Source organism: Stenotrophomonas sp. YJH_SMC_6 (assembly GCF_059371335.1).
Genome location: NZ_JCAFUM010000004.1, coordinates 223,989 through 246,292, shown reverse-complemented (window position 1 = coordinate 246,292; position 22,304 = coordinate 223,989). Strand labels below are relative to the sequence as shown.

The 22,304-nt window shown below is 66.6% G+C and carries 25 protein-coding genes and 2 tRNA genes; 19 read left to right on the top strand and 8 right to left on the bottom strand.

The genetic code is table 11. From position 1 onward, the window contains the following. The first annotated feature begins 25 nt into the window (after positions 1-25). The 8 genes from AC5P9N_RS06165 (at position 26) to AC5P9N_RS06130 (ending at position 7,586) form a co-directional block, all read left to right on the top strand. A complete protein-coding gene (locus tag AC5P9N_RS06165; RefSeq protein WP_005411325.1) occupies positions 26-508 on the top strand; it encodes a GNAT family N-acetyltransferase in 483 nt (160 codons plus the stop codon). 305 nt (positions 509-813) lie between these two features. Beyond that, a complete protein-coding gene (yegS, locus tag AC5P9N_RS06160) occupies positions 814-1,743 on the top strand; it encodes a lipid kinase YegS (protein ID WP_099484062.1) in 930 nt (309 codons plus the stop codon). Positions 1,744-2,041: 298 nt separating this feature from the next. Next, positions 2,042-3,517 (top strand): anthranilate synthase component I, encoded by a 1,476-nt coding sequence (trpE, locus tag AC5P9N_RS06155; RefSeq protein WP_012481441.1) that lies wholly within the window; start codon positions 2,042-2,044, stop codon positions 3,515-3,517. A gap of 67 nt (positions 3,518-3,584) precedes the next feature. Then, a complete protein-coding gene (locus AC5P9N_RS06150; protein ID WP_099484063.1) occupies positions 3,585-4,364 on the top strand; it encodes an SIMPL domain-containing protein in 780 nt (259 codons plus the stop codon). A gap of 2 nt (positions 4,365-4,366) precedes the next feature. After that, positions 4,367-4,954: an anthranilate synthase component II gene (locus AC5P9N_RS06145; RefSeq protein WP_012481439.1), complete on the top strand. Its 588-nt coding sequence runs from the start codon at positions 4,367-4,369 to the stop codon at positions 4,952-4,954. Between the two features lie 16 nt (positions 4,955-4,970). Next, positions 4,971-6,002 (top strand): anthranilate phosphoribosyltransferase, encoded by a 1,032-nt coding sequence (gene trpD / locus AC5P9N_RS06140; protein ID WP_005411320.1) that lies wholly within the window; start codon positions 4,971-4,973, stop codon positions 6,000-6,002. Between the two features lie 76 nt (positions 6,003-6,078). Continuing rightward, positions 6,079-6,873, top strand: a complete 795-nt coding sequence (trpC, locus tag AC5P9N_RS06135) for an indole-3-glycerol phosphate synthase TrpC (protein WP_099484064.1) — start codon at positions 6,079-6,081, stop codon at positions 6,871-6,873. Further along, positions 6,870-7,586: a haloacid dehalogenase-like hydrolase gene (locus AC5P9N_RS06130; protein WP_005411318.1), complete on the top strand. Its 717-nt coding sequence runs from the start codon at positions 6,870-6,872 to the stop codon at positions 7,584-7,586. Before trpC ends, AC5P9N_RS06130 begins: the two co-directional genes overlap by 4 nt. Before the next feature lie 116 nt (positions 7,587-7,702). Here AC5P9N_RS06130 and AC5P9N_RS06125 read toward each other — a convergent pair whose 3' ends face one another. Both AC5P9N_RS06125 and crp read right to left on the bottom strand, forming a co-directional pair. Then, on the bottom strand, positions 7,703-8,464 hold the full coding sequence (locus tag AC5P9N_RS06125; RefSeq protein WP_005411317.1) for a sulfite exporter TauE/SafE family protein: 762 nt from the start codon (positions 8,462-8,464) through the stop codon (positions 7,703-7,705). Positions 8,465-8,526: 62 nt separating this feature from the next. After that, a complete protein-coding gene (crp, locus tag AC5P9N_RS06120) occupies positions 8,527-9,216 on the bottom strand; it encodes a cAMP-activated global transcriptional regulator CRP (protein WP_012481435.1) in 690 nt (229 codons plus the stop codon). Between the two features lie 149 nt (positions 9,217-9,365). On the opposite strand from crp, the gene speD reads away from it, so the two are divergent. Together speD and AC5P9N_RS06110 are read left to right on the top strand one after the other, a co-directional pair. Continuing rightward, positions 9,366-10,160, top strand: a complete 795-nt coding sequence (gene speD / locus AC5P9N_RS06115; RefSeq protein WP_005411315.1) for an adenosylmethionine decarboxylase — start codon at positions 9,366-9,368, stop codon at positions 10,158-10,160. Positions 10,161-10,331: 171 nt separating this feature from the next. Beyond that, positions 10,332-10,652 carry a DMT family transporter gene (locus tag AC5P9N_RS06110; RefSeq protein WP_005411314.1) on the top strand — a complete coding sequence of 107 codons (321 nt, stop codon included), beginning with the start codon at positions 10,332-10,334 and terminating at the stop codon, positions 10,650-10,652. 85 nt (positions 10,653-10,737) lie between these two features. Here the strand turns inward: AC5P9N_RS06110 and coq7 are convergent, their stop codons facing one another. Continuing rightward, positions 10,738-11,382, bottom strand: a complete 645-nt coding sequence (gene coq7, locus AC5P9N_RS06105; RefSeq protein WP_043034287.1) for a 2-polyprenyl-3-methyl-6-methoxy-1,4-benzoquinone monooxygenase — start codon at positions 11,380-11,382, stop codon at positions 10,738-10,740. A gap of 198 nt (positions 11,383-11,580) precedes the next feature. Between coq7 and rplM the strand changes: the two genes are divergently transcribed. Together rplM and rpsI are read left to right on the top strand one after the other, a co-directional pair. Continuing rightward, on the top strand, positions 11,581-12,009 hold the full coding sequence (gene rplM, locus AC5P9N_RS06100) for a 50S ribosomal protein L13 (protein WP_005414692.1): 429 nt from the start codon (positions 11,581-11,583) through the stop codon (positions 12,007-12,009). 2 nt (positions 12,010-12,011) lie between these two features. After that, complete coding sequence (gene rpsI, locus AC5P9N_RS06095; protein ID WP_005411311.1) at positions 12,012-12,404, top strand: 30S ribosomal protein S9; 393 nt, start codon at positions 12,012-12,014, stop codon at positions 12,402-12,404. A 322-nt stretch (positions 12,405-12,726) separates the two neighbouring features. Here the strand turns inward: rpsI and AC5P9N_RS06090 are convergent. Both AC5P9N_RS06090 and AC5P9N_RS06085 read right to left on the bottom strand, forming a co-directional pair. Then, positions 12,727-12,801: transfer RNA gene (locus tag AC5P9N_RS06090), tRNA-Gln, on the bottom strand. A 55-nt stretch (positions 12,802-12,856) separates the two neighbouring features. Next, positions 12,857-12,933: transfer RNA gene (locus AC5P9N_RS06085), tRNA-Met, on the bottom strand. A 120-nt stretch (positions 12,934-13,053) separates the two neighbouring features. Here AC5P9N_RS06085 and AC5P9N_RS06080 point away from each other — a divergent pair. The 3 genes from AC5P9N_RS06080 to bfr all read left to right on the top strand — a co-directional run bounded on the left by AC5P9N_RS06080 (position 13,054) and on the right by bfr (position 14,605). After that, on the top strand, positions 13,054-13,674 hold the full coding sequence (locus AC5P9N_RS06080; RefSeq protein ID WP_005411310.1) for an RNA pyrophosphohydrolase: 621 nt from the start codon (positions 13,054-13,056) through the stop codon (positions 13,672-13,674). Between the two features lie 108 nt (positions 13,675-13,782). Further along, a complete protein-coding gene (locus AC5P9N_RS06075; protein WP_005411309.1) occupies positions 13,783-13,992 on the top strand; it encodes a (2Fe-2S)-binding protein in 210 nt (69 codons plus the stop codon). A 142-nt stretch (positions 13,993-14,134) separates the two neighbouring features. Beyond that, positions 14,135-14,605: a bacterioferritin gene (bfr, locus tag AC5P9N_RS06070; RefSeq protein WP_099484065.1), complete on the top strand. Its 471-nt coding sequence runs from the start codon at positions 14,135-14,137 to the stop codon at positions 14,603-14,605. Position 14,606: 1 nt separating this feature from the next. Here bfr and AC5P9N_RS06065 read toward each other — a convergent pair whose 3' ends face one another. From AC5P9N_RS06065 to AC5P9N_RS06055, 3 genes are read right to left on the bottom strand one after another with little or no spacing between them, the layout of a single operon-like run. Continuing rightward, on the bottom strand, positions 14,607-16,841 hold the full coding sequence (locus AC5P9N_RS06065) for an ATP-binding protein (RefSeq protein WP_062605515.1): 2,235 nt from the start codon (positions 16,839-16,841) through the stop codon (positions 14,607-14,609). Position 16,842: 1 nt separating this feature from the next. Beyond that, entirely contained in the window at positions 16,843-18,729 is a 1,887-nt protein-coding gene (locus AC5P9N_RS06060; RefSeq protein ID WP_005411306.1) for an EAL domain-containing protein, read from the bottom strand. A 44-nt stretch (positions 18,730-18,773) separates the two neighbouring features. Next, complete coding sequence (locus AC5P9N_RS06055) at positions 18,774-19,391, bottom strand: DUF4126 domain-containing protein (RefSeq protein WP_087802564.1); 618 nt, start codon at positions 19,389-19,391, stop codon at positions 18,774-18,776. A 179-nt stretch (positions 19,392-19,570) separates the two neighbouring features. Here AC5P9N_RS06055 and AC5P9N_RS06050 point away from each other — a divergent pair, with 179 nt between their 5' ends. The 4 genes from AC5P9N_RS06050 (at position 19,571) to nudC (ending at position 22,232) form a co-directional block, all read left to right on the top strand. Continuing rightward, positions 19,571-20,314, top strand: coding sequence for a DUF6776 family protein (locus AC5P9N_RS06050; protein ID WP_005411304.1), 744 nt, complete (start codon positions 19,571-19,573; stop codon positions 20,312-20,314). A 4-nt stretch (positions 20,315-20,318) separates the two neighbouring features. Next, positions 20,319-20,783, top strand: a complete 465-nt coding sequence (locus AC5P9N_RS06045) for a bactofilin family protein (RefSeq protein WP_005411303.1) — start codon at positions 20,319-20,321, stop codon at positions 20,781-20,783. Positions 20,784-20,814: 31 nt separating this feature from the next. After that, the gene (erpA, locus tag AC5P9N_RS06040) at positions 20,815-21,207 is read left to right on the top strand and encodes an iron-sulfur cluster insertion protein ErpA (RefSeq protein ID WP_005411302.1); all 393 of its coding nucleotides are present in this window, start codon (positions 20,815-20,817) and stop codon (positions 21,205-21,207) included. Between the two features lie 119 nt (positions 21,208-21,326). Continuing rightward, complete coding sequence (gene nudC, locus AC5P9N_RS06035) at positions 21,327-22,232, top strand: NAD(+) diphosphatase (protein WP_005414687.1); 906 nt, start codon at positions 21,327-21,329, stop codon at positions 22,230-22,232. The last annotated feature ends 72 nt before the right edge of the window (positions 22,233-22,304 follow it).

Sequence of the window (22,304 nt, the reverse complement as noted above, 5' to 3'; positions counted from 1 at the left end):
TTCCCTCCGTCCCCGTTATCTGCGCATGGCACTGTTGAACATCCGTCCGGCCACCGTGGCCGATGCTGGCCTGATCCTGCATTTCATCCGCGAACTGGCCATCTACGAGAAGGCCGAGCATTCGGTACAGACCGATGAGATCGGCATCGCCGAGAGCCTGTTCGGTGTCGATGCCACGGCGCGCGCGTTGATCTGCGAAGCCGACGGCCAGGCCATCGGCTATGCGGTGTACTTCTACAACTACTCCACCTGGCTGGGCCGCAAGGGCATCTACCTGGAAGACCTCTACGTCAGCCAGGAAAAGCGCGGCGTGGGCGCCGGCAAGGCACTGCTGAAGTACATCGCACGCCAGGCCGTAGCCGAGGGCTGCGGTCGCTTCGAATGGTCGGTGCTGGACTGGAACACCCCGGCCATCGAGTTCTACACCGCTGCCGGTGCGAAGCCGCAGGACGAGTGGACCGTGTACCGGCTGCAGGGCCAGGCGCTGCACGATTTCGCCAACGGTTGAAGCGAAGTGCATCCACGCATGGCGTGGATCTACCAACCGGGTGGGTGCAAACCGCAACCCGGGGGGGGGGGCGAACCGCAACCTGGGGGGAGCGAACCTTGGTTCGCACTCCCTGCACACCCAAAAAAAAGCCACGCCAATCACTGGCGTGGCCTCGCTGCATGCGTGGGAGGCTGATCCTGCCTCCATCCGTCGTCCCTGCTATGGACTCCCATTCTCCGGTAGCTGAATGACATCTGCGTGACATTCACCGCAGGCAAACAGCGCATTGCTAGCCTGTGCCACCGCATCCCTGGAAGCTCTGCATGACCACCCCGCGCTGGCGCCTGATCCTCAACGGCAAATCCGCCGGCAATGATGAGTTGCGCGACGCCGTCGGCCATTGGCGCGGACAGGGCGTGCAGCTGGACGTACGGGTGACCTGGGAGGACGGTGACGCCGAGCGCTATGTCGCCGAGGCGATCGATCATGGCGTGGATGTGATCGTGGCCGCCGGTGGCGATGGCACGCTCAGTGCGGTGGCCGAGACACTGGCGCATCGTGAGGAGCTGGCAGATGCGCTGCCCTCGCTGGCGCTGATCCCGATGGGGACCGCCAACGATTTCGCGACTGCGGCTGGCATACCGACCGAACCGAAGGAGGCCTTCGCCTTGATCGGGCAGGCGACGCCGCACGCCATTGACCTGTTGCGCGTGAACGCCGATGGCACCCAATGGTGGTGCGCCAATCTCGCCAGCGGTGGCTTCGGCACGCAGGTGACGGTGGAGACTGATGCGGGCTTGAAGAAGATGCTGGGCGGGCTGGCCTATGTGATCACCGGCATCGCCAAGCTGGGCCGCATCGAGCCGATCACCGCGCGCCTGTCCGGCCCGGATTTCGCGTGGGAAGGCGACTTCATCGCGCTCGGCATCGGCAATGGCCGCCAGGCCGGCGGTGGCCAGCAGCTGTGCCCGCAGGCCCTGATCGACGACGGGCTGCTGGATGTCACCGTGCTGCCAGAGCTGGAAGGGGAGGTCACCGCCACCCTCGGCCAGATGCTGAAGTCCGGCACCCAGGCGGCGCTCGAACAGCTGGCCACGCGCGCGCGGCTGCCGTGGCTGGAGGTCGCATCCGAGCGCCCGTTGACCCTCAACCTGGACGGCGAACCAGTCCAGGCCCGCCAGTTCCGCATCGCGTGCGTGCCGGGCAGGGTGCGGATGCACCTGCCGACCGGATGCCCGTTGCTGGCTGGGTAGGGGGTAGAGTCGACTGTTGGTCGACTGCTTTTCGTTCCGACGGCGTAAAACCCCGCGCTACGCGCGCAAGTCGACTTACAGTCGACTCTACCGGTCCGCGCCACCGGTCCCCGCGGCCGGCTCGGCCGTCCGGTGGTTCAGTTTCCCAGGGTTCCCCTCCCGCCCCGGCTGCGATACAGTCAGGGGGTGTCCAGCCTGACGACCCCGCATACCCTTTCTTCCGCACGCCGTTGGTGGCGATGGTGGCCCGTTGCCGTCGTCCGCCCCCATAACGCTGTGTCCCGGAAGGAAAGTCGTCTTGAACTCGCACGCTCAGTTTCAGCAGCAGGCCGCTGAAGGCCACACCCATATTCCCGTCGTCCGTGAAGTGCTGTCCGACCTGGACACGCCGCTTTCGGTCTATCTGAAGCTCGCCGACGGCCCCAATACCTACCTGTTTGAATCCGTCGAAGGCGGCGAGCGCTTTGGTCGTTACTCGATCATCGGCCTGCCGGCGCGTCGCGTGTACGCCTTCCATGGCCACACGCTGACCGTGCGCGAAGACGGCCAGGTGGTGGACACCCGCGAAGTGGCCGACCCGTTCGCCGAGGTCGAGGCGCTGCGCAGCGCCCACTCGGTGCCGAAGCTGGAAGGCCTGCCGGGCTTCACCGGTGGCCTGGTCGGCTGGTTCGGTTTCGAGTGCATCGGCTACATCGAGCCGCGCCTGGCCCCGCCGGCCGGCCGCGATGAGCTGGGCACGCCGGACATCCTGCTGCTGGACTCCAACGAGCTGGCGGTGTTCGACAATCTCAAGGGCCGGCTGTACCTGATCGTGCACGCCGACCCGCGCGTCGACGGTGCCTTCGAACAGGCGCAGGCGCGCCTGGATGCACTGACTGCCAAGCTGCGTGCACCGGGTGCCGGCTATCCGGCGCCGCTCAACAGCGACGTGCTGGACGAGTCCGACTTCGTCTCCGGTTTCACCCGCGAAGGGTTCGTCGATGCGGTCCAGCGCAGCAAGGAATACATCCGCGCCGGCGACATCTTCCAGGTGGTGCTCAGCCAGCGCCTGAGCGTGCCGTTCAAGGCGCGCCCGGTGGATGTGTACCGCGCGCTGCGTGCACTGAACCCGTCGCCGTACATGTACTTCCTGGATGTCGGCGACCTGCAGGTGGTCGGTTCATCGCCGGAAATCCTGGTACGCCTTCAGGATGGCGAAGTCACCGTGCGCCCGATCGCCGGCACCCGCCCGCGTGGCGCCACGCCCGAGCTGGACCTGGCGCTGGAAGCCGAGCTGCTGGCAGATCCGAAGGAACGCGCCGAGCACCTGATGCTGATCGACCTCGGCCGCAACGATGCTGGCCGCGTCTCGAAGGCAGGTACCGTGGAGGTGGGCGAGCAGTTCGTGATCGAACGCTACAGCCACGTGATGCACATCGTCAGCGAAGTGACCGGGCAGCTGCAGCCGGGCCTGAGCTATGCCGACGTGCTGCGTGCCACCTTCCCGGCCGGAACGGTCAGCGGCGCGCCGAAGATCCGCGCGCTGGAAGTGATCCGCGAGCTGGAACCGATCAAGCGCAATGTCTACGCCGGCAGCATCGGCTACATCGGCTGGCATGGCGATGCCGATACCGCGATCGCGATCCGCACCGCGGTGATCAAGGATGGCCGCCTGTACGTGCAGGCCGGTGCCGGCATCGTCTACGACTCGGACCCGGACAAGGAATGGGACGAGACGATGAACAAGGGCCGCGCGCTGTTCCGCGCCGTCGCCCAGGCCGCCAAGGGCCTGTGATCCTCCCCGTGCCGTGGCCTGCGCCGCGGCACCTTCCGCTGTTCCCATTCAAGACAAGGAGTACCGCATGAAGCTGCTGAGCGCATTGCTGTGGTCGTCACTGCTGGCCACGATGGCCCCGTCTGCGTGGGCGCAGGCCAACACGATTCCCTCGCAGCCGCACCTGCTGGTGAAGGGGCAGGGCAGCCGCACGGTGATGCCGGACCGGTTCGGCCTGCAGTTGAACATTGAAGAGACCGACATGGACGCCGACGCCGCGCGCCGCCGCGTGCAGGACAACGTTGCCCGCGTGCTGGCACTGTTCAAGCAGCACAAGGCGGTGGAAGGCAGCGTGCGCGCGGACAACCTGCGGATCGGTCCTGCGACGCGCTATGAGCAGAATCGGCAGGTTTTCATTGGCACCCGCGTGTCACGCCAACTGCGCGCCAGCTTCGCCAGCGTCCAGCAGATGCAGGACGTGCTGGGGGCGCTGAAGGCCAACGAGAACCTGCAGGTCAGCAGCGTGGCGCCGATGTACTCGGGCGAAGTGGCGCTGCGCCGCGAACTCAAGGGCGAGGCGGCGGCCCAGACCCGCGAGTCTGCGCAGGGCTTGGCCAAGGCCTATGGAACGAAGGTGCGTGGCCTGTACAGCATCTCCGATGTGGCGCCGAACTTTGCCTATGGCGTGCAGGCGGGCAATTGGCCCAGAAGCGACGACATGGTGACACCGCCATCGCCGCCGTCACCTGCGGCGCAGATGGACATGATCGAGACCACCGGCTCACGTCTACGCGAATCCATCGAAGCCGGCCCCATCACCTACACCGAAAACGTGTACGCCATTTTCCTGATAAGCGACGGAACCTGACCATGTTGTGGATGATCGACAACTACGACAGCTTCACCTACAACCTCGTGCAGTACCTGCAGACGCTGGGCGCCGAGGTGAAGGTGGTGCGCAACGATGCGATGAGCGTGGACGAGATCGCCGCGCAGAAGCCCGAGCGCATCGTCATCTCGCCCGGCCCGTGCACGCCCAACGAAGCGGGCGTGTCGCTGGAACTGATCGAGCGCCTGGGCCCGACCACGCCGATCCTCGGCGTGTGCCTGGGTCACCAGGGCATCGGCCAGGTCTACGGCGGCACGGTCATCCGTGCCGGCAACATCATGCACGGCAAGACCTCGCCGATCCGCCATGAAGGCAAGGGCGTGTTCGCCGGCCTGCCGGACCGCTACCAGGCCACCCGCTACCACTCGCTGGTGGTGGACAAGAACAGTCTGCCGGACTGCCTGGAAGTGACTGCCTGGACCGAGAACGACGACGGCTCGATCGAAGAGATCATGGGCCTGCGCCACCGCCAGTTCCCGGTGGAAGGCGTGCAGTTCCACCCCGAGTCCATCCTCACCGAACACGGCCACGCCCTGCTGCGTAATTTCCTGCAGCGCCCGGCGGCCTGATCCAAGGAGCATTCCCATGAGCTTCTCCCCCCAGGAAGCCCTGCATCGCACCATCGAACACCGCGAAATCTTCTTCGACGAAATGGTCGACCTGATGCGGCAGATCATGCGCGGCGATGTCTCGCCGATGATGACCGCCGCCATCCTCACCGGGCTGCGCGTGAAGAAGGAGACCGTGGACGAAATCGCCGCGGCGGCCACCGTGATGCGTGAATTCGCCCGGCCAGTGCCGGTGGCCGATACCTCCAACCTGGTTGACATCGTTGGCACCGGTGGCGATGGCTCGCACACCTTCAACATCTCCACCTGCGCGATGTTCGTCGCTGCTGCTGCAGGTGCGCGCGTGGCCAAGCATGGCAACCGCAGCGTGTCGTCCAAGTCCGGCAGTGCCGATGCGCTGGAAGCGCTGGGCGCGGTGATCGAGCTGCAGCCTGACCAGGTGGCCGCGGCCATCGACCGGACCGGCATCGGCTTCATGTTCGCGCCGATCCATCACCCGTCGATGAAGGTCGTTGCGCCGGTACGCCGCGAGATGGGCGTGCGCACCATCTTCAACATCCTCGGCCCGCTGACCAACCCGGCCAGTGCACCGTCGGTACTGATGGGCGTGTTCCATCCCGATCTGGTCGGCATCCAGGCGCGCGTGCTGCGCGAACTGGGTACCGAGCGCGCGATGGTGGTCTGGGGCCGTGACAACATGGACGAGATCTCGCTGGGCGCCGGCACCCTGGTCGGCGAACTGCGCGACGGCAAGGTGCGTGAGTACGAGATCCACCCGGAAGACTTCGGCATCGCCATGTCGGCCAGCCGCAACCTGCGCGTGGACGGACCGGAGCAGTCCATCCAGATGCTGCGTGCCGTGCTGGACAACGAGCCCGGCCCGGCGCTGGACATCGTGGCGCTGAATGCCGGCGCCGCGCTGTACGTGGCCGGGGTGGCCAGCGACATCGGCGACGGCCTGGCCCGTGCCCGTGCCGCCATCGCCAACGGCAGTGCCCGCCAGCGCCTGCAGCAGTATGTGGAGACCACCCGCGCGCTGGTTGCCTGAGCGCGCGGTTCAGCCTGACCCTCTCGATGGCCGATAATGGCCGTCCTCACCGCCCCCCCGCACCGACCCGAAGACGATGAGCGACATCCTGCAGACGATCCTGGCCCGCAAGGCCGAAGAAGTGGCCCAGCGCCGCGTCCAGCGCCCGCTCGAGGAGCTGCAGGCCGCCGTGGCCAGCGCCCCGCCGGTACGTGGCTTCGTGCGCGCGCTGCAGGCGGCGGTGGCCAATGGCGACCCGGCGGTGATTGCCGAGGTGAAGAAGGCCAGCCCCTCCAAGGGCGTGATCCGCCCGGATTTCCGCCCGGCCGACATCGCCGTCAGCTACGAGTTCGGTGGCGCCAGCTGCCTGTCGGTGCTGACCGACGTGGACTTCTTCCAGGGCGCCGACGCCTATCTGCAGCAGGCCCGCGAAGCCTGCACGCTGCCGGTGCTGCGCAAGGATTTCGTCATCGACGCTTACCAGGTGTACGAGGCGCGCGTGCTGGGCGCCGACTGCATCCTGCTGATCGTCGCCGCGCTGGACGATACCCAGCTGGCCACGTTGTCCGAGCTGGCGCTGTCGCTGGGCATGGACGTGCTGGTGGAAGTGCATGACATCGACGAACTGGAGCGCGCGCTGCAGGTGCCGGTGCCGATGATCGGCATCAACAACCGCAACCTGCGCACCTTCGAGGTGTCGCTGCAGACCACGCTGGACATGCAGCAGGCGGTGCCGCGTGACCGCCTGCTGGTCACCGAGAGTGGCATCCTCGGCCCGCAGGACGTCGCGCTGATGCGCGATGCCGGCATCCATGCATTCCTGGTCGGCGAGGCCTTCATGCGCGTGGAAGAGCCGGGCGAGGGCCTGCGTCAGCTATTCTTCGCGGCATGACAACGCACTATCCGACGCCGCGCGACGATGCGCCGCTGGTGGTCTTCGATTTCGACCACACCCTCTACGACGGCGATTCGGGCACCCATCTGTTCGCCTCGCTGATCAAGCGCAACCCGCTGCGCATGCTGGCCGCGCTGCTGGTCACGCCGATCGCCGGGCCGTTGGTGGCGATGCTGCCGACCCGCCGAACGGGTATTTCGGTCTACGTGTGGATCGGCAGCTTCGGCCTGCACCGTGCGCGCGATTTCAACAAGGTGATCGATGCCTACGTGCTGCGCAACGAGGCGCAGATGCGCGCCAAGCTGCTGCCGCAGGCGCTGGAAGTGTTCGCCGCGCACCGTGCCAAGGGCGACCGTGTAGTGGTCGCCACCGGCGCGCCGCCGGAACTGGCCCGCGCCATCCTGGCGTTCGTTGCCCACCAGGACGTGCCGGTGATCGGCACCGAGGTCGGCCCGCGACTGGGCGGCGTCGGCCCGACCCGCCACTGCCACAACGAAGAAAAGATGCGCATGCTGCGCGAGCGCGGCTACGGCAATATCGACATCGCCTACTCCGACAGCACCGCCGACCTGCCGTTGCTGCTGGCCGCCAAGGCGCCGGTGGTGGTGAACCCGAAGCGATCCAGGGTGGACTTCTTCCGCCGCGTGCTGCCGGCCGGCACCCGCATCCTCAACTGGGGCTGCGTGGACCGCGGCGGCGACAAGGCGTAGCCCGGGGCCGGATCCCGTCCGGGGCCTGACCCCATCGCACGATGACGGATCTGCCGGCCAGCGGCCGGCACTACCCTCCTCCGTCCCGGTAGTGCCGGCCGCTGGCCGGCAAACGCTCAATGCCCCAGGTACCCGTACACCGCATGGCCGATCTGGAACAGGCTGATCCCCAGCACCAGCACGCCAACGGCCACCAGCACCCAGCGCTCCTTCACCCGCTTGACCAGGATCGCCGCCACCGGCGCGGCCATCATGCCGCCGATCAGCAGGCCGGCGACGATCTGCAAGTGCTGCACGCCCATCGACAACAGGAAGGTCGCTGACACGGTCAACGTGACCACGAACTCCGCCGCGTTGACCGTACCGATGGTGGTGCGCGCCTGGCCGCCACGGGCGAGCAGGGTGGACGTGGCGATCGGTCCCCAGCCGCCACCGCCGCTGGCGTCGAGCAGGCCCGCGAAGAAGCCCAGTACCGGTACCCGGCGGATCTCGCCCTTGGGCATCCAGCGCCCCGCGGCGCGCGCCAGGATGATGATCGCCAGCACCAGCAGGTACAGATAGATGAGGGGGCGGATGATGTCGCCGGGGATCTGGGTGAGCACGTACGCGCCCAGGGCGCCGCCCACCGCACCGGGCAGGGCCAGCCGCAGGAACAGGCGTTTATCGACATTCCCGGCGGCGAGGTGCGACACGCCCGAGGCGCCGGTGGTGAACACTTCAGCGGTGTGGATGCTGGCGCTGACCTGCGCCGGTGGCAGGCCCATGCTCAGCATCACCGACGAGGACACCAGGCCGAAGGCCATGCCCAGTGCGCCGTCAACCAGCTGCGCGCCAAGGCCGATGAGGATGAACCACCAGAATTCGCTGCTCAGTTCCATGCACCGAGCCTAGCGCGCGAAGGAGTGCGGACCAAGGTCCGCACCCACCGGGTGCTCAACCGTCAACGGGTGCCGTACAGCACCACGGTCTTGCCGCGGGCATGCAGCAGGCCGTCGGTCTGCAGCTTCTTCAGCACGCGGCCGGCCATTTCGCGCGAGCAGCCGACCAGGCGCGCCAGTTCCTGGCGTGACACGCGCAGCTGGCTGCCCTGCGGATGGCTCATCGCTTCTGGTTCCTGCGCCAGATCGTGCAGTGTGCGCACGATCCGATCGGTAACATCCAGGAATGCCAGGCGACTGGCCTTGCGGCTGGTATCGAGCAGGCGCTTGGAAATCTGCTGGCCCAGCGCATACAGCAGGCGCGGGGCGTCGGCCGACAGCGGGCCGAGGAACAGCTGGTGCAGGCGCTCGTAGCTGATTTCGGCCAGTTCGCAGGCGGTACGGGTCCGCAGGATCACCTCGCGGCGGTCCGATTCGACGAACAGGCCCATTTCGCCAACGAACTCGCCGGCACCGAAGTAGCCCAGCACAAGCTCTCGATCGTCATCTTCCTCGGCCATGATTGAAACCGAGCCGCTGACAACGTAATACAGGGTTCCCGCCGGGTCACCGGGTCGGAAGACGTCGGTACGGGTGGGATATCGCCGCCGGTGGCTGTGCGCCAGGAAACGATCGATGGTGGCGATATCCAAGGCCAGTGGACTGCTAGCTAGGCGCACGGTTGACACGATAGGGGCGCTCCCTCTGCGCATGAACGGATTCACGGGGTCGATAGCGGAGCTTAACCAGCGCAATTGTTAAGGGCAAACAGTGTGCCAGAACTCTTGCGTCTTCACGTTCCCCCCGGGGGCAGTTTGCCCCATAATTCCCCCTTTCCCTTCTTACACAGGAATCGACCGCCGTGGTCAAGCCGTTGCCTCGCCTGAGGCTGCAGGGTTTCAACAACCTCACCAAGGCGCTGAGCTTCAACATCTATGACGTGTGTTACGCGCGCACCGAAGAGGAGCGTCAGCGTTACATTGAATACATCGATGAAGAGTACAACGCCGACAGGCTGACTCAAATCTTGACCGATGTCGCCGAGATCATCGGCGCCAACATCCTGAACGTGGCCCGCCAGGACTACGACCCGCAGGGTGCCTCGGTGACCATCCTGATCTCCGAAGAGCCGGTGATCGACAAGAAGCTGGCCGGCAAGGAGCTGATCTCCGACGCCGTGGTCGCGCACATGGACAAGAGCCACATCACTGTCCACACCTACCCGGAAACCCATCCGCAGGAAGGTATCGCGACGTTCCGCGCGGACATCGACGTGGCCACCTGTGGCGTCATTTCCCCGCTGAAGGCCCTGAACTACCTGATCGAGAGCCTTGAGTCGGACATCGTGATCATGGACTACCGCGTCCGTGGCTTCACCCGCGATGTGAAGGGCAAGAAGCACTTCATCGACCACAAGATCAACTCGATCCAGAACTTCCTGGCCAAGAACATCAAGTCGCGTTACGAGATGTTCGACGTCAACGTCTACCAGGAAAACATCTTCCACACGAAGATGCACCTGAAGGACTTCGACCTGGACCAGTACCTGTTCGAGGAAAAGGCCAAGAACCTGTCGTTCAAGGAACGCATGAAGATCGAAGCGCTGCTCAAGCGCGAGATCGAAGAGCTGTTCCACGGCCGCAACCTGTCCGAGTAAGCACCATGTGCGATGCCCGCAGGCATCGCCACCCAGGCGGGACGACCCGCCCCGTGGAACCAGTGCCCCCGCACGCGTTACAGTTCCACGGTGATGTACCGACCCACGGCCCGGTGTGAAAACACCGGGCCGTTTCGTTTTTTTTTCAAAAAAGGTAAGGAGCCCCCACCCATGCCCTGGATCTACCTGCTGCTGGCCGGCCTGTTCGAGATCGGTTTCGCCCTCGGAATGAAGTACTCCGAAGGCTTCAGCAAACCCCTGCCCACCGCTGCCACGGTGGTATCCGCGCTGATCAGCCTGTACCTGATGAGCCAGGCGATGAAGAGCATCCCGGTCGGCACGGCCTACGCGATCTGGACCGGTATCGGTGCCATGGGCGTGGCGGTGCTGGGCATCTACCTGTTCAACGACAGCGCATCGCCGGCCCGCCTGGCCTGCGTGGGCCTGATCGTGGCTGGTGTGATCGGCCTGAAGCTGGTCTCGCCGAACTGATTGATGGCCCGACCAACGGTCGGGCCCCACCGTCGCCCCCCCCCGCATCTCCTGGTAGGCCCGCACCGTTGGTGCGGGCGACCCTTCAAATGCGGTAGGCGATGGTCTTCATCACCCTGGAGGCCAGTGCCATCACGCCCGGGATCGGGAACGGCAGGCGGCGAGCGCCGGCCTGCTCGGCGTGGTCCGCATGGCGGGCCTCGTCGTCCTTCATCACCGCGATGACCGCGCGGCTGCGCAGGTCGCCGGCCGGCAGGTCGACCAGGTGCTCGTCCAGGTGGGCCTCCACCTGGCGCTCGGTCTCGACCACGAAGCCCAGGTTCCAGCCGTCGCCGCGCAGCCCGGCCAGGGTGCCGATGGTGTAGCTGCCGGCGTACCAGAGCGGGTTGAACAGGCTCGGACGGCTGTCCAGTTCGGCCAGCCGGGTGGCGCACCAGGCCAGGTGGTCGGTTTCTTCCTGCGCCGCTTCCAGCAGGTGTTCCCGCGTGGCCGGGTCGCGCGCCACGGCGGCCTGGCCGAAGTACAGGCCCTGCGCGCAGACCTCGCCGACGTGGTTGATCCGCATCAGGCCTGCGGCATGGCGCCGCTCGGCGCTGTCCATGCCGGGCTCGCCGGTGTCCGTGGCGGGGTAGGGGCGGGCCGCCGGCGGATTGCCGAACACTGTGTCCAGGGCGCGCTGCGCCTCGGTCAGCAGGTGGTCCAGCGGAGTGGTCTGGCGGAGCACGGTCATGGCAGTACGCGGTGGGGCGGAAGACCCCCCGATTCTCGCCCGGCCCCGCGCCCCTGCCAACCCGGCCCAGGGGACGGGTTGCGCCCCCGCGGCAGGATGAGTACAATCCCGCCTCTTACGCTTCACCTTTTCACAACGCGTGGCAGAGTTCCGGCGAGCCTTTCGCCGCAATGAGCCCGACCTAACCTAGAGTTCTTCATGAGCACTTTCACTGCCAAGAACGAGACCGTCCAGCGCGACTGGTACCTCGTCGACGCCGAGGGCAAGACCCTGGGCCGTCTCGCCACCGAGCTGGCCCGCCGTCTGCGTGGCAAGCACAAGCCGGTCTACACCCCGCACGTTGATACCGGCGACTACCTGGTCGTCATCAATGCAGAAAAGATTGCCGTCACCGGCAAGAAGCTGCAGGACAAGATGTATCACCGTTTCACCGGTTACATCGGCAACCTGAAGACCGAATCCCTGGCACAGGCGCTGGAGCGCCACCCGGAGCGCGTGATCGAGATCGCCGTGAAGGGCATGCTGCCGAAGGGCCCGCTGGGTCGCCAGATGTACCGCAAGCTCAAGGTCTACGCTGGCACTGAGCATCCGCACGCCGCACAGCAGCCGCAGGTTCTGGATATCTAATCATGGCTATCACTCAAAACTACGGCACTGGCCGCCGCAAGTCCTCCACCGCTCGCGTGTTCCTGCGCAAGGGTTCGGGCAACATCACCGTCAATGGCCGTCCGCTGGACGAGTTCTTCGGTCGTGAGACCGCGCGCATGATCGTGCGCCAGCCGCTCGAGCTGACCAAGAACACCGAAAGCTTCGACATCCTGGTCACCGCCGCTGGCGGCGGCACCACCGGCCAGGCCGGTGCGATCCGTCTGGGCATCGCCCGTGCTCTGGTCGAGTACGACGAAACCCTGAAGTCCGAGCTGCGCAAGGCTGGCTTCATGACCCGTGACGCCCGTGAAGTCGAGCGTAAGAAGGTCGGTCTGCACAAGGCCCGTCGCGCCACCCAGTTCTCCAAGCGCTGATTTACCGCGCCTGGTTGGGCTCCTTCGGGAGCCCGCTGGATGGAAAAGCAAAAGCCCGGCTTCGGCCGGGCTTTTGTCGTTCCGGGGTCATGGATTTCCTGGTTGCCGGCCAGCGGCCGGCACTACCCGTGGTCTCGCGTGCCGGGAGGGTGGGGTCAGGGCCTTTCCCTGCGGAAAAGGATCCGACCCTGGGGTTCTTTCTGGAGAAGAGCCCCCTTGTTGTTCAAGGGGGTGTGCCGACAGGCGCGGGGACAAGGTGGAATGCGCGACCAGATTAAAAGCAAAAGGCCAGATCTTTCGATCTGGCCTTTTGTTTTTAATTTGGCTGCCCCGGATGGATTCGAACCACCGAATGCCTGAGTCAGAGTCAGGTGCCTTACCGCTTGGCGACGGGGCAAAACGTGCAACTATTTTCTCACTTTTCACGCTGAAAAACAACTTGATTTTCAGTGTGGTGGCTATGGGTGGACTCGAACCACCGACCCCAGCATTATGAGTGCTGTGCTCTAACCGGCTGAGCTACATAGCCTTGGTGAGCCCGCTATTCTGCGGATGTGTACCGCCCCTGTCAACACTTTGTGTCGTGCTTGTGGGCCGACAGAGGGCATGGGATAGTCCCGGCCAGTAGATTTTCTTAGGAGTCCGCATCGTGATCGATCCGGACGGCTATCGACCGAACGTCGGCATCGTGCTGATGCGGCAGGACGGCCAGGTGTTCTGGGCACGACGCGTGCGCCGGGACGGCTGGCAGTTCCCGCAGGGTGGCATGAACACCGACGAGACGCCTGTCGAGGCCATGTATCGTGAACTGCAGGAAGAGACCGGCCTGCTGCCCGAGCATGTGGAAGTGCTCGGGGCGACGCCCGGCTGGCTGCGCTACAAGCTGCCGGCGCGGGCCATCCGCCGTAATGAGCGGCAGGTCTGCATCGGCCAGAAGCAGGTCTGGTTCCTGCTGCGCCTGACCGGCGACGAATCCCACGTGAAGCTGGACCACACCGACTCGCCCGAGTTCGACCACTGGCGCTGGGTGGACTTCTGGTACCCGGTGGAGCATGTGGTGATGTTCAAGCGTGGCGTCTATGCGCGTGCGTTGCGACATCTGGCGCCGCTGGCCCGCGGGGTGGCCGGGCAGGGGGTTACCGCCATGCCCAAGAGCGCCGCCGAAGCCTGGATGCCTGGCCATACCGCCGGGCACGACCGCCCACGCAAGCGCCCTCGGACCCGCGGCTACTGGCCGAAGAAGGCCACGGGCGATGGCCCGGCCAGCTGACGGGCTGAACGGTATCGAGAATGGTTCAGGTCTCTGATTGACAACCATTCTCGTTTCCATTGGAATAGCCAACAGGCCGCTTCTGGCCTGCCAGCCCGGTTCACGCCTGTGTACGTCTGCATCTGCAACGGAGTCACCGACCACCAGATCCGCGAAGCCGCCAGCCATGGCGTCAGTACGGTGGCCGAACTGACCATGCGTACCGGCTGTGGCGCTACCTGCGGTTCCTGCCTGGACATGGCCGGCGATCTGCTGGCCAAGGCGCGTGCCACCCACGATCTGCCGCTGCCGGTATTGGGTCTGGCCCAGGTCGCCTGATCGTCTCTTGGCGGCGCGTTGACGGCGCGCTTTCGCATTCCTCACGTGCGGCCGCACAGGCCAATGCGCACGATTCGCGTTCCTTCACGGCTGCAGGCAAGGCGTTAAAGTTCCTGCGTTTTCAGCGTGCAGGAGCATCCCCATGAAGGGCGACACCAAGGTCATCGAATTCCTCAACAAGGTCCTCTACAACGAGCTGACCGCGATCAACCAGTACTTCCTGCATGCCAAGATGCTGAAGAACTGGGGGATCAAGGAACTGGCCGAACACGAGTACAAGGAATCGATCGACGAGATGAAGCATGCCGACATGCTCGCCGACCGCATCCTGTTCCTCGAAGGCCTGCCGAACTTCCAGGCGCTGGGCAAGCTGCGCATTGGTGAGAACCCGACCGAGATCCTGCAGTGCGACCTGTTGCTGGAACGCGATGGCGTGGTCACCCTGCGCGAGGCCGTGGCGTATGCCGATTCGGTCGGCGACTACGTCAGCCGCCAGCTGTTCGTGAAGATCCTCGATTCGGAAGAAGAGCACATCGACTGGCTGGAAACCCAGCTCGACCTGATCGAGCGCATCGGCGAACCGAAGTACCTGCTGAGCAAGCTGGAAGAGTGAGTCAGCCGGCCTGGCCGGCACGATGCTGTGCCAGGTAGCCCGTCAGTGCCACGCGTGCTCGGGCGAATTCCGCAACCAGCAGCGCCACCGCTACTGCGGGGCGCTGCAGGCTGCCGCTGCGGGCTTCGTGCTCGATGCGCTGCGCGACTGACGACAGCGACAGTGCGCCCACGTTCGCGCTGGATGACTTGAGGCTGTGCGCGACGGCCTGCAGGCGAGGCTCGTCGCCGTTCTGCGCGGCCTGCTGCAGCTGCTGCACCATTGCCGGCGCATCCTCCAGGAACACCGAGACGATCTGGATGGCGCTCTCCCCGATCACTGCATGCAGTTCGTCCAGCACGTCGCGGTCCAGCACCGGCTGCGGCTTGGAGCCGACTCGGCTGTCATCGTCCTGTAGAGCCGAGCCATGCTCGGCTGATGGAGCGCGACGGCTATCGGCCGTCAGCCGGGCATGGCTCGGCTCTATCGAAGGCCGTGCAGGTGATGCGGCTTTGCCGCCGCCCCAGCGCTGCAGCAGCGCATGCAGGGTGGCGCGTGCAATCGGCTTGGACAGATAGTCGTCCATGCCGGCCTGCAGGCAGCGCTCGCGGTCACCGGCCATGGCATTGGCGGTCATCGCGATGATCGGCAGGCGCGGGCGTCCGTTCTCCACTTCCTCGGCGCGCCAGCGGCGGGTGGCGGCATAGCCGTCCAGCACCGGCATCTGGCAATCCATCAGCACCACATCCACGTCGCCTTCGCGCAGGGCAAGCAACGCCTGCTCGCCATCGGCGGCGTTGCGCACTTCGCACTGGAACACGCGCAGCAGCTGCTCGGCCACCATGCGGTTGACCGTGTTGTCCTCCACCAGCAGCACGCGCAGGTGCAGCGGCGGCAGCGTGGGCGTGGGCTGGCCCTGTCCGGCGTTGGCCAGCAGCGCGGCAGGGCGCGCATGCGCAACCGGTGCAGCCAGCAGTGCATGCAGCCCAGCGTCGTCGAAATGCGAGGGTAGCTGCCGCTGGCGTGGGCGTGGAGGAAGGGCATCGTCCTGCAGCCACAGCACCTGCAGCCCGTCGTCTTCGCCACGTTCGGCCAACGCCTGTTGCAGCGTCGCTTCACCGATGCGGCGCGCACGTGCATCGACCAGCAGCCACGCCGGTGCCGGTTGCCCCGGCCTCGGCACCGCGCGCAGGCGCTCGACCACGGCATCGAACTGCGCCAGGGCGTGCACCAGCAGTCCATGATGGGCCGCGATGCGCTCGATGCGTGCTTGCAGGATGGCATCGCTACTGAACAGCAGCAGCGCGTGTGGCGTGCGCGCCATGGCCGGCAGGTCGCCGGGCACCTTCAACAACGGGATCTCGAACCAGAACGTGGCGCCCTGGCCGGGCGTGGACTGCACGCCGATGCGCCCGTGCATCAGGTCGATGATGCGCTTGCAGATCGCCAGGCCCAGGCCGGTGCCACCGTAGATGCGGGTCGTTGAGGCATCGGCCTGGCTGAAGGACTGGAACAGGCGCGCCTGCAGTGCCTCGTCGATGCCGATGCCGGTGTCGATGATCTCGAAGCGCAGCTGGTGCTGTGCGGGACCTTCGCCCAGGCGCTGCACGCGCAGCTGTACCTGGCCGCGCGCGGTGAACTTGATCGCGTTGGCCAGCAGGTTGCTCAACACCTGGCGCAGGCGTACCGGGTCGCCACGCACCGGCAGGCGCACCGACGGGTCCAGCTGCAGCCCCAGCGACAGGCCCTTGGCGTCGGCGGCGCGCTGCATCAGCTGCACCACGCCATCGAGCAGGTCGCGCAGGTTGAAGCTGGTGATCTCCAGTTCCAGCGCCTGTGCTTCCAGCCGCGAGTAGTCGAGGATGTCGTCGACGATGCGCAGCAGCTGCTGCGAGCTGGCCGAGGCGGTGGCCAGCATCTGCCGCTGGTCCTCGCCCAGCGGGCCGCGTGCGATCAGCTCCAGCATCGGCAGGATGCCGTTGAGCGGCGTACGGATCTCGTGGCTCATCGTGGCCAGGAACTCACCCTTGGCCAGCACCGCCGCCTCGGCGGCCTGCTTGGCCTGCAGCAGCTGCTGTTCCAGCTGCCCCTGTCGTTCGGTGGTGCGGCGCAGCTGGTCACGTTCGGCGGCCAGCAGGCTGCGCTCGCGTTGCAGCTGGGCCAGTGCCCGGTTGCGCGCGCGCAGCCGCAGGCCCAACAGCAGCGCGCTGATGGAGGCCGCAGCAAGGGCAACCAGCAGCGCGACCCACATCGGCACGTCAGAGCACCGCGTTGTGGAAGTCGAAGTTCAGATCGCTGCCGGCCGACTGCACCATGTTGCCCTGGATGTAGTCGACACCGCCCACCCACATCGCGGCGGCGGCCTGCGGATCTTCGATCTGCTGGCCGATGATCTGCTGCCCGGCGGCGTGCGCCCGCTCGATTGCCCGGCGCAGCTCTTCGCGCGTGGCCGGATTGGAATGACTGCTGGAGAAGCGCGCGGCCATGCGCACGAACGACAACGGCAGCTGGGTCAGCAGCGCATCGGCTTCGCCCCCGGGTTCGAACTGGCTCAGGCAGAAGCGCACGCCGGCGCCGGCCATGCGCTGGCAGAACTGCTGTAGCGGCACGGTATGGATCAGCGCGTCGGGCAGGCGGACGTCGATCACCAGCGCGCTGCCGGGCAGGTCGCGCTGCTGCAGCGATTCCAGCAGCCAATCCGCGAACGCATCGCGTTGCAGGGTGCGCAGCGACTGCGAAACGAACAGGTTCAGTGGTTGCGTCGCGTGCCGGTAAAGGTCGAGAAGGCCCAGTGCATGGTCCATCACCTGCTGGTCGAGATCGGCGATGCGCCCGGCAGCCTCTGCGGCCGGAATCACCTGGCCTGCCGCCAGCAGCGTACCGTCGGCCTGGCGAAGGCGCAGCAGCAGCTGGTACTGCGCGGTGTTGCCGCCGGCGACGGCGACGATCGGCTGGTAGGCCAGCTCAAGCTGGCCTTCCAGCAGTGCCAGGTGTTCCTGCTCGCTGGTCACGTCGCGGTGCACGTGGCCGGCCACGCCGGCGCTGAGCAGCCGTGCCTGCAGGGTGGTGCGCTCGACTGCCTCCAGCGCGCTGTTGGCATCGTCGAAGCCCGGCGACAGCGGTGCATAGCCGACCACGCCCCGCAGATGCACCGATTCGTCATCGCGGATCACGAAGGCCCGCGCCGACAACTGCTCGCGCAGCGCAGCGGCAATGCCTTCCAGGCTGTCCTCGCTGACATTGCGCGCAAGCAGCAGGAAGCTGTTGTCGTTCAGGCGCGCCAGCAGGTGCGGGTGGCCGGCTTCTGCCAGGCGTTGCCCGGCCTGCACCATCAGGCGCTCGAAGGCGGCATAGCCATAGCGCTCGCGCAGGCCCAGTGCGCTGGATATCTCGACGAACAGCACGCCGCCCTGGTCACGGTGGGCGAGCGCGGCGTTGAGCTGCTGCAGCACGTGATGCCGCGTCGGCAGCCCGGTTTCCGGATTGCTGGTGGCCGGGGTGCCGGATACGCCGGGCAGGGTTGCGGCCTGCGCCCGCGCGCGGCGGATGCGGTTGGCCACGGCGGCGATCAGGTGGCGCGGTCGGATCGGCTTGCTCAGGTAGTCGTCGGCGCCACTGTCGAGCACCTCGAACTGGCGTTCCGGGTCCGGGTCGCCGCTGAGGAACACGATGGGCAGCAGCTGCAGGCCGGGCTGCTGGCGGATCAGCGCGGTCAGGCGCATGCCGTCCAGACCGGGCAGGTGCAGGTCCATCAGGATCAGGTCGGGGCGATGTTCCTTGATCGCCTGCAGCGCACCGTCGGCATCGCTGTGCACGATCGCCTGCATGCCGGCGCCATGCAGCACGCTCTGTGCGAACAGTGCCTGGGCGCGATCATCCTCGACGATCAGCACGCGGTAGGGCGAATCGGAGTGCAGCGGTGCCGGGTCATTGCCGCCGGCCTCGGCCAGCAGGGATGGGCCGGGCAGCGGCGGCGGTGCGCTGCCGATCGATGCGGGTGCGTCGGAGGCGGCCAGCGGCGGAACCGCTGCCGGCGCTGCGGCGACGGCGCTCGCCGGTTCAGCGGTCCAGCGTTGCCAATGATCGGCCGGAGGGGTTTCAGCGCGTCCCGGGCGGGCGCCCGCGGGGGATTCGTTTGCGGCCATCGGTGCTCCTGGTGTTCGCGTCCATTATGCGACAAGCCCGGCGATCAACCGGTGCCGGGCTGGCGTGGGCTGTCGGGCGACGCACTGCGTGCCAGCCAGCGCACGCCTCTCCACAGGGTGCGCCAGACCAGCCACACCAGCAGTGCGCCCGCCAGGCTGCAGGCCAGCACCACGATCAGCGCGATCCACGGGTGTGCCAGGGCCAGGGCCAGGCCACCGACCACCACGGTGTCCTCGGCGGCGGAGGCCACCCAGTTGCTGGCAGGCTCGGGCGAGGTATTGAGCAGGGCGCGGGTGCCTGCCTTCAGGCCGTGGCTGGCCAGCGCGACACCTGCACCGGCAGCAAGTGCGCCGGTGCCCAGCTGCCCATCCGGCGACAGCGTGGCTGCGGCAAGGAAGGCACCTGCGGGTACACGTGCCAGGGTCTGCACCAGATCCCACGCCGAGTCGACGCCGGGAATCTTGTCGGCGAAGAATTCGGTCACCGCCAGCGCCGCCGAGGTGCCCAGCACCCACCACGATTCAGTGGCCTGCAGGGCCGGTGGCAGGTCGACCCAACCGAGCAGGCCGGCCAGGCCGACACCGAACACGGTGAGGTAGACGCGGATGCCGGCCAGCCAGGCCAGCAGGATGCCGATCACGAACAGGTGGGCTTCGGTCATGGCGATGCTCCGGCGACGGAACTGTGCAGGGGACCACACTATCGACGATGGCATGCCTGAACGCCACAGACCGTGGCTCGCCACTGCGCAGGAAACCCACCCGTCCTGTCATACACTAGCCCGTCGTTTGCCACAGGGGCCGTACCGGTGTCGCCCTCGCGATGCCCCGGAATCCACCCATGACCAACCGTCCTCCCATGCGCGTGCAGGTCCGCCTGCCCGGCGCGCCGCAACCGCCGGCCGACCGCCGCCGCCTGCTGGTGATCGGCGGCATCTGGCTGCTCAGCCTGGTGCTGGCGGTGCTCGGCGGCTGCTGGATGGCCACCCCGCGCGATGCGCAGGGCCAGCGCCTGCAGGCCGCCGAGAAGCGTGCCGAGACGCTGCAGGCGCAGCTGACCGAACTGCGCCAGAAGCAGGCCACGCTGGAAGCCTCCGACCGCATCAGCCGCGCCGCCAACACCGAGGTGCAGTCTTCGCTGGCCGAGCGCGATGAGGAAATCGCCGGCCTGCGTGCCGACGTTGCCTTCTATGAGCGCCTGGTGGGTTCGACCAGCCAGCGCAAGGGCCTGAACACCCATTCGATCGAGTTCAGCCCGGAAGCGGCCGGCACCTGGCAGTACACCGCGGTGCTGACCCAGAACCTCAACCGCGGCGCCATCAGCCAGGGGCAGATGCGCTTCACCGTGGAAGGCGTCAAGAACGGCAAGCTGGCCACGATCAGCTGGGATGATCTGCACCAGCGCAGCAAGGTACCGGGACAGGATTACTCGTTCCGGTACTTCCAGCAGCTCACCGGCAGCGTGATGCTGCCGGCTGACTTCACCCCGCAACGCGTGCGGGTGACATTGGGGAGTGGTACGGGGGGTACCACCCAGGTATTCGACTGGAAACAGGCCGGTGCGCCGGCCAGCAAAGGGGAGTAGGCAGATGTTCGGAAGCAGCAAATCCAACCGTGAAGGCCAGCTGGTGGTGGATGCCCTGATCGGCAACCAGGTGGTGATCCGCGGTGATGTGGAATTCAGTGGTGGCCTGTACGTGGAAGGCCGCATCCATGGCAAGGTGATCGCCGCCGAAGGCGCCAGTGGCGCGACCCTGACGGTCGCCGAGCATGGCGTGATCGAGGGCGAGATCCGTGCCCAGGTGGTGGTCATCAGTGGCCGCCTGGACGGCGACGTGCACGCCAGCGAGAAAGTCGAACTGACCCCGAGCGCGCGGGTCAACGGCAACGTCCATTACCAGGTGGTGGAGATGAATGCGGGCGCCCAGCTGAACGGTCGCCTGATCCACGCCAGCGCCCCGATGGCCGCCCTGCCGGCCCCGGAAGCTGATGAGGCCACTGGCGGCAAGGGTGACACCGCCGCGCGCCGCAAGCTGGCCGAGGCGATGGCTTGAAAGCCATCGTCGGCACCCCCATGCTGACACCATGAGCACGCTAGTCTCCCTGCCCGGCGCCACCCCGGCCGCCGCGCCCGATTACCAGTCGCTGGAGCGCCCGCTGAACTTCACCGAGTCGGCGGCCGCCAAGGTCAAATCCCTGATCCAGGAAGAGGGCAACCCCGACCTGGCCCTGCGCGTGTACATCGAAGGTGGTGGCTGTTCGGGCTTCCAGTACGGGTTCGAGTTCGACGAGAACCGTGCCGAGGACGATCTGGCGGTACAGACCAGCGGGGTGACCCTGCTGGTCGACCCGTTGAGCCTGCAGTACCTGATGGGCGCCGAGGTGGACTACACCGAGAGCCTGACCGGTGCACAGTTCGTGATCCGCAACCCGAACGCAAAGACCACCTGCGGCTGCGGCAGCAGTTTCAGCATGTAGGCGGGGCGCGGGGCCTGCGTCCCGCGCGACAAGGTGTGTGGAGCAAGCTCCACACCCACAGACGGCTTCGGCAAAGCCCGCGGCTTGCCACCCGCATCGATTGGCGGCACGCTTGCAGGATGCCCAATACTCCTTCGCCGCTTTCCGGTTTCGCCTTCGTGGGCGAACCGCTGGAGCGCGCCGATGCCCTGCGCGAAGATGCCGATGCACTGGCGCGCCTGTGGCCGGGCGCGCACATTCTGGTGCTCGATCAGGACGGCAGCGCCTTCACCGGCGATGACGACCAGCCGCTGGCGCTGACCGGCGCCGACATCGGCGGCGGTCCCGGCTCCGCGATCTTCCTCGGCCTGCGCGGGGAACAAGCGTGGTTCTCGGTTGAAGCCGCCAGCGTCACCGTCACCGCACCACGTCGCCTCGACCTGCGCCAGGCCGCCCTGCTGTGGTCGGTGGCTGATGCGACCGCTTTCAGCTACGCACGTGGCATGTCCTACTGGCACTCGCGCACCCGTTTCTGTGGAGTATGCGGTGGTGCCGTGGCGTTTGCCCGTGGCGGCTTCGTGGGGCGTTGCGCGCAGTGTTCCACCGAGCACTATCCGCGTGTCGACCCCGCTGTGATCGTGGCGGTTGAAAACCAGGGCCGCCTGCTGCTCGGCCGCCAGTCGAACTGGGCGCCACGTCGCTACTCGGTGCTGGCTGGCTTCGTCGAACCGGGCGAGACCTTCGAGCAGACCGTGGTACGCGAAGTCCACGAAGAGAGCAAAGTGCGGGTGACCGCTTGCCAGTATCTGGGCTCGCAGCCGTGGCCGTTCCCGGGCGCACTGATGGTCGGCTTCCGGGCGCAGGCGCAGGATGACCTGCCGACCGTGGACGGCGAGCTGGAAGACGCGCGCTGGTTCAGTGCCGACGAGGTCGGCGCGGCACTGGCGCGCGATGTGGAGGACGATGGCCAGGGCATCCGCCTGTCGCCGCCGATCTCGATTTCGCGCGGCCTGATCGAGCACTGGTACCGCCAGCAGAAGGGCTGAGGCGGGCCGGCTGGGGTGATTGCATTGCCGCCACCTGAACACGGCACGGGTTACAGTCCGGTTCACCGCTGA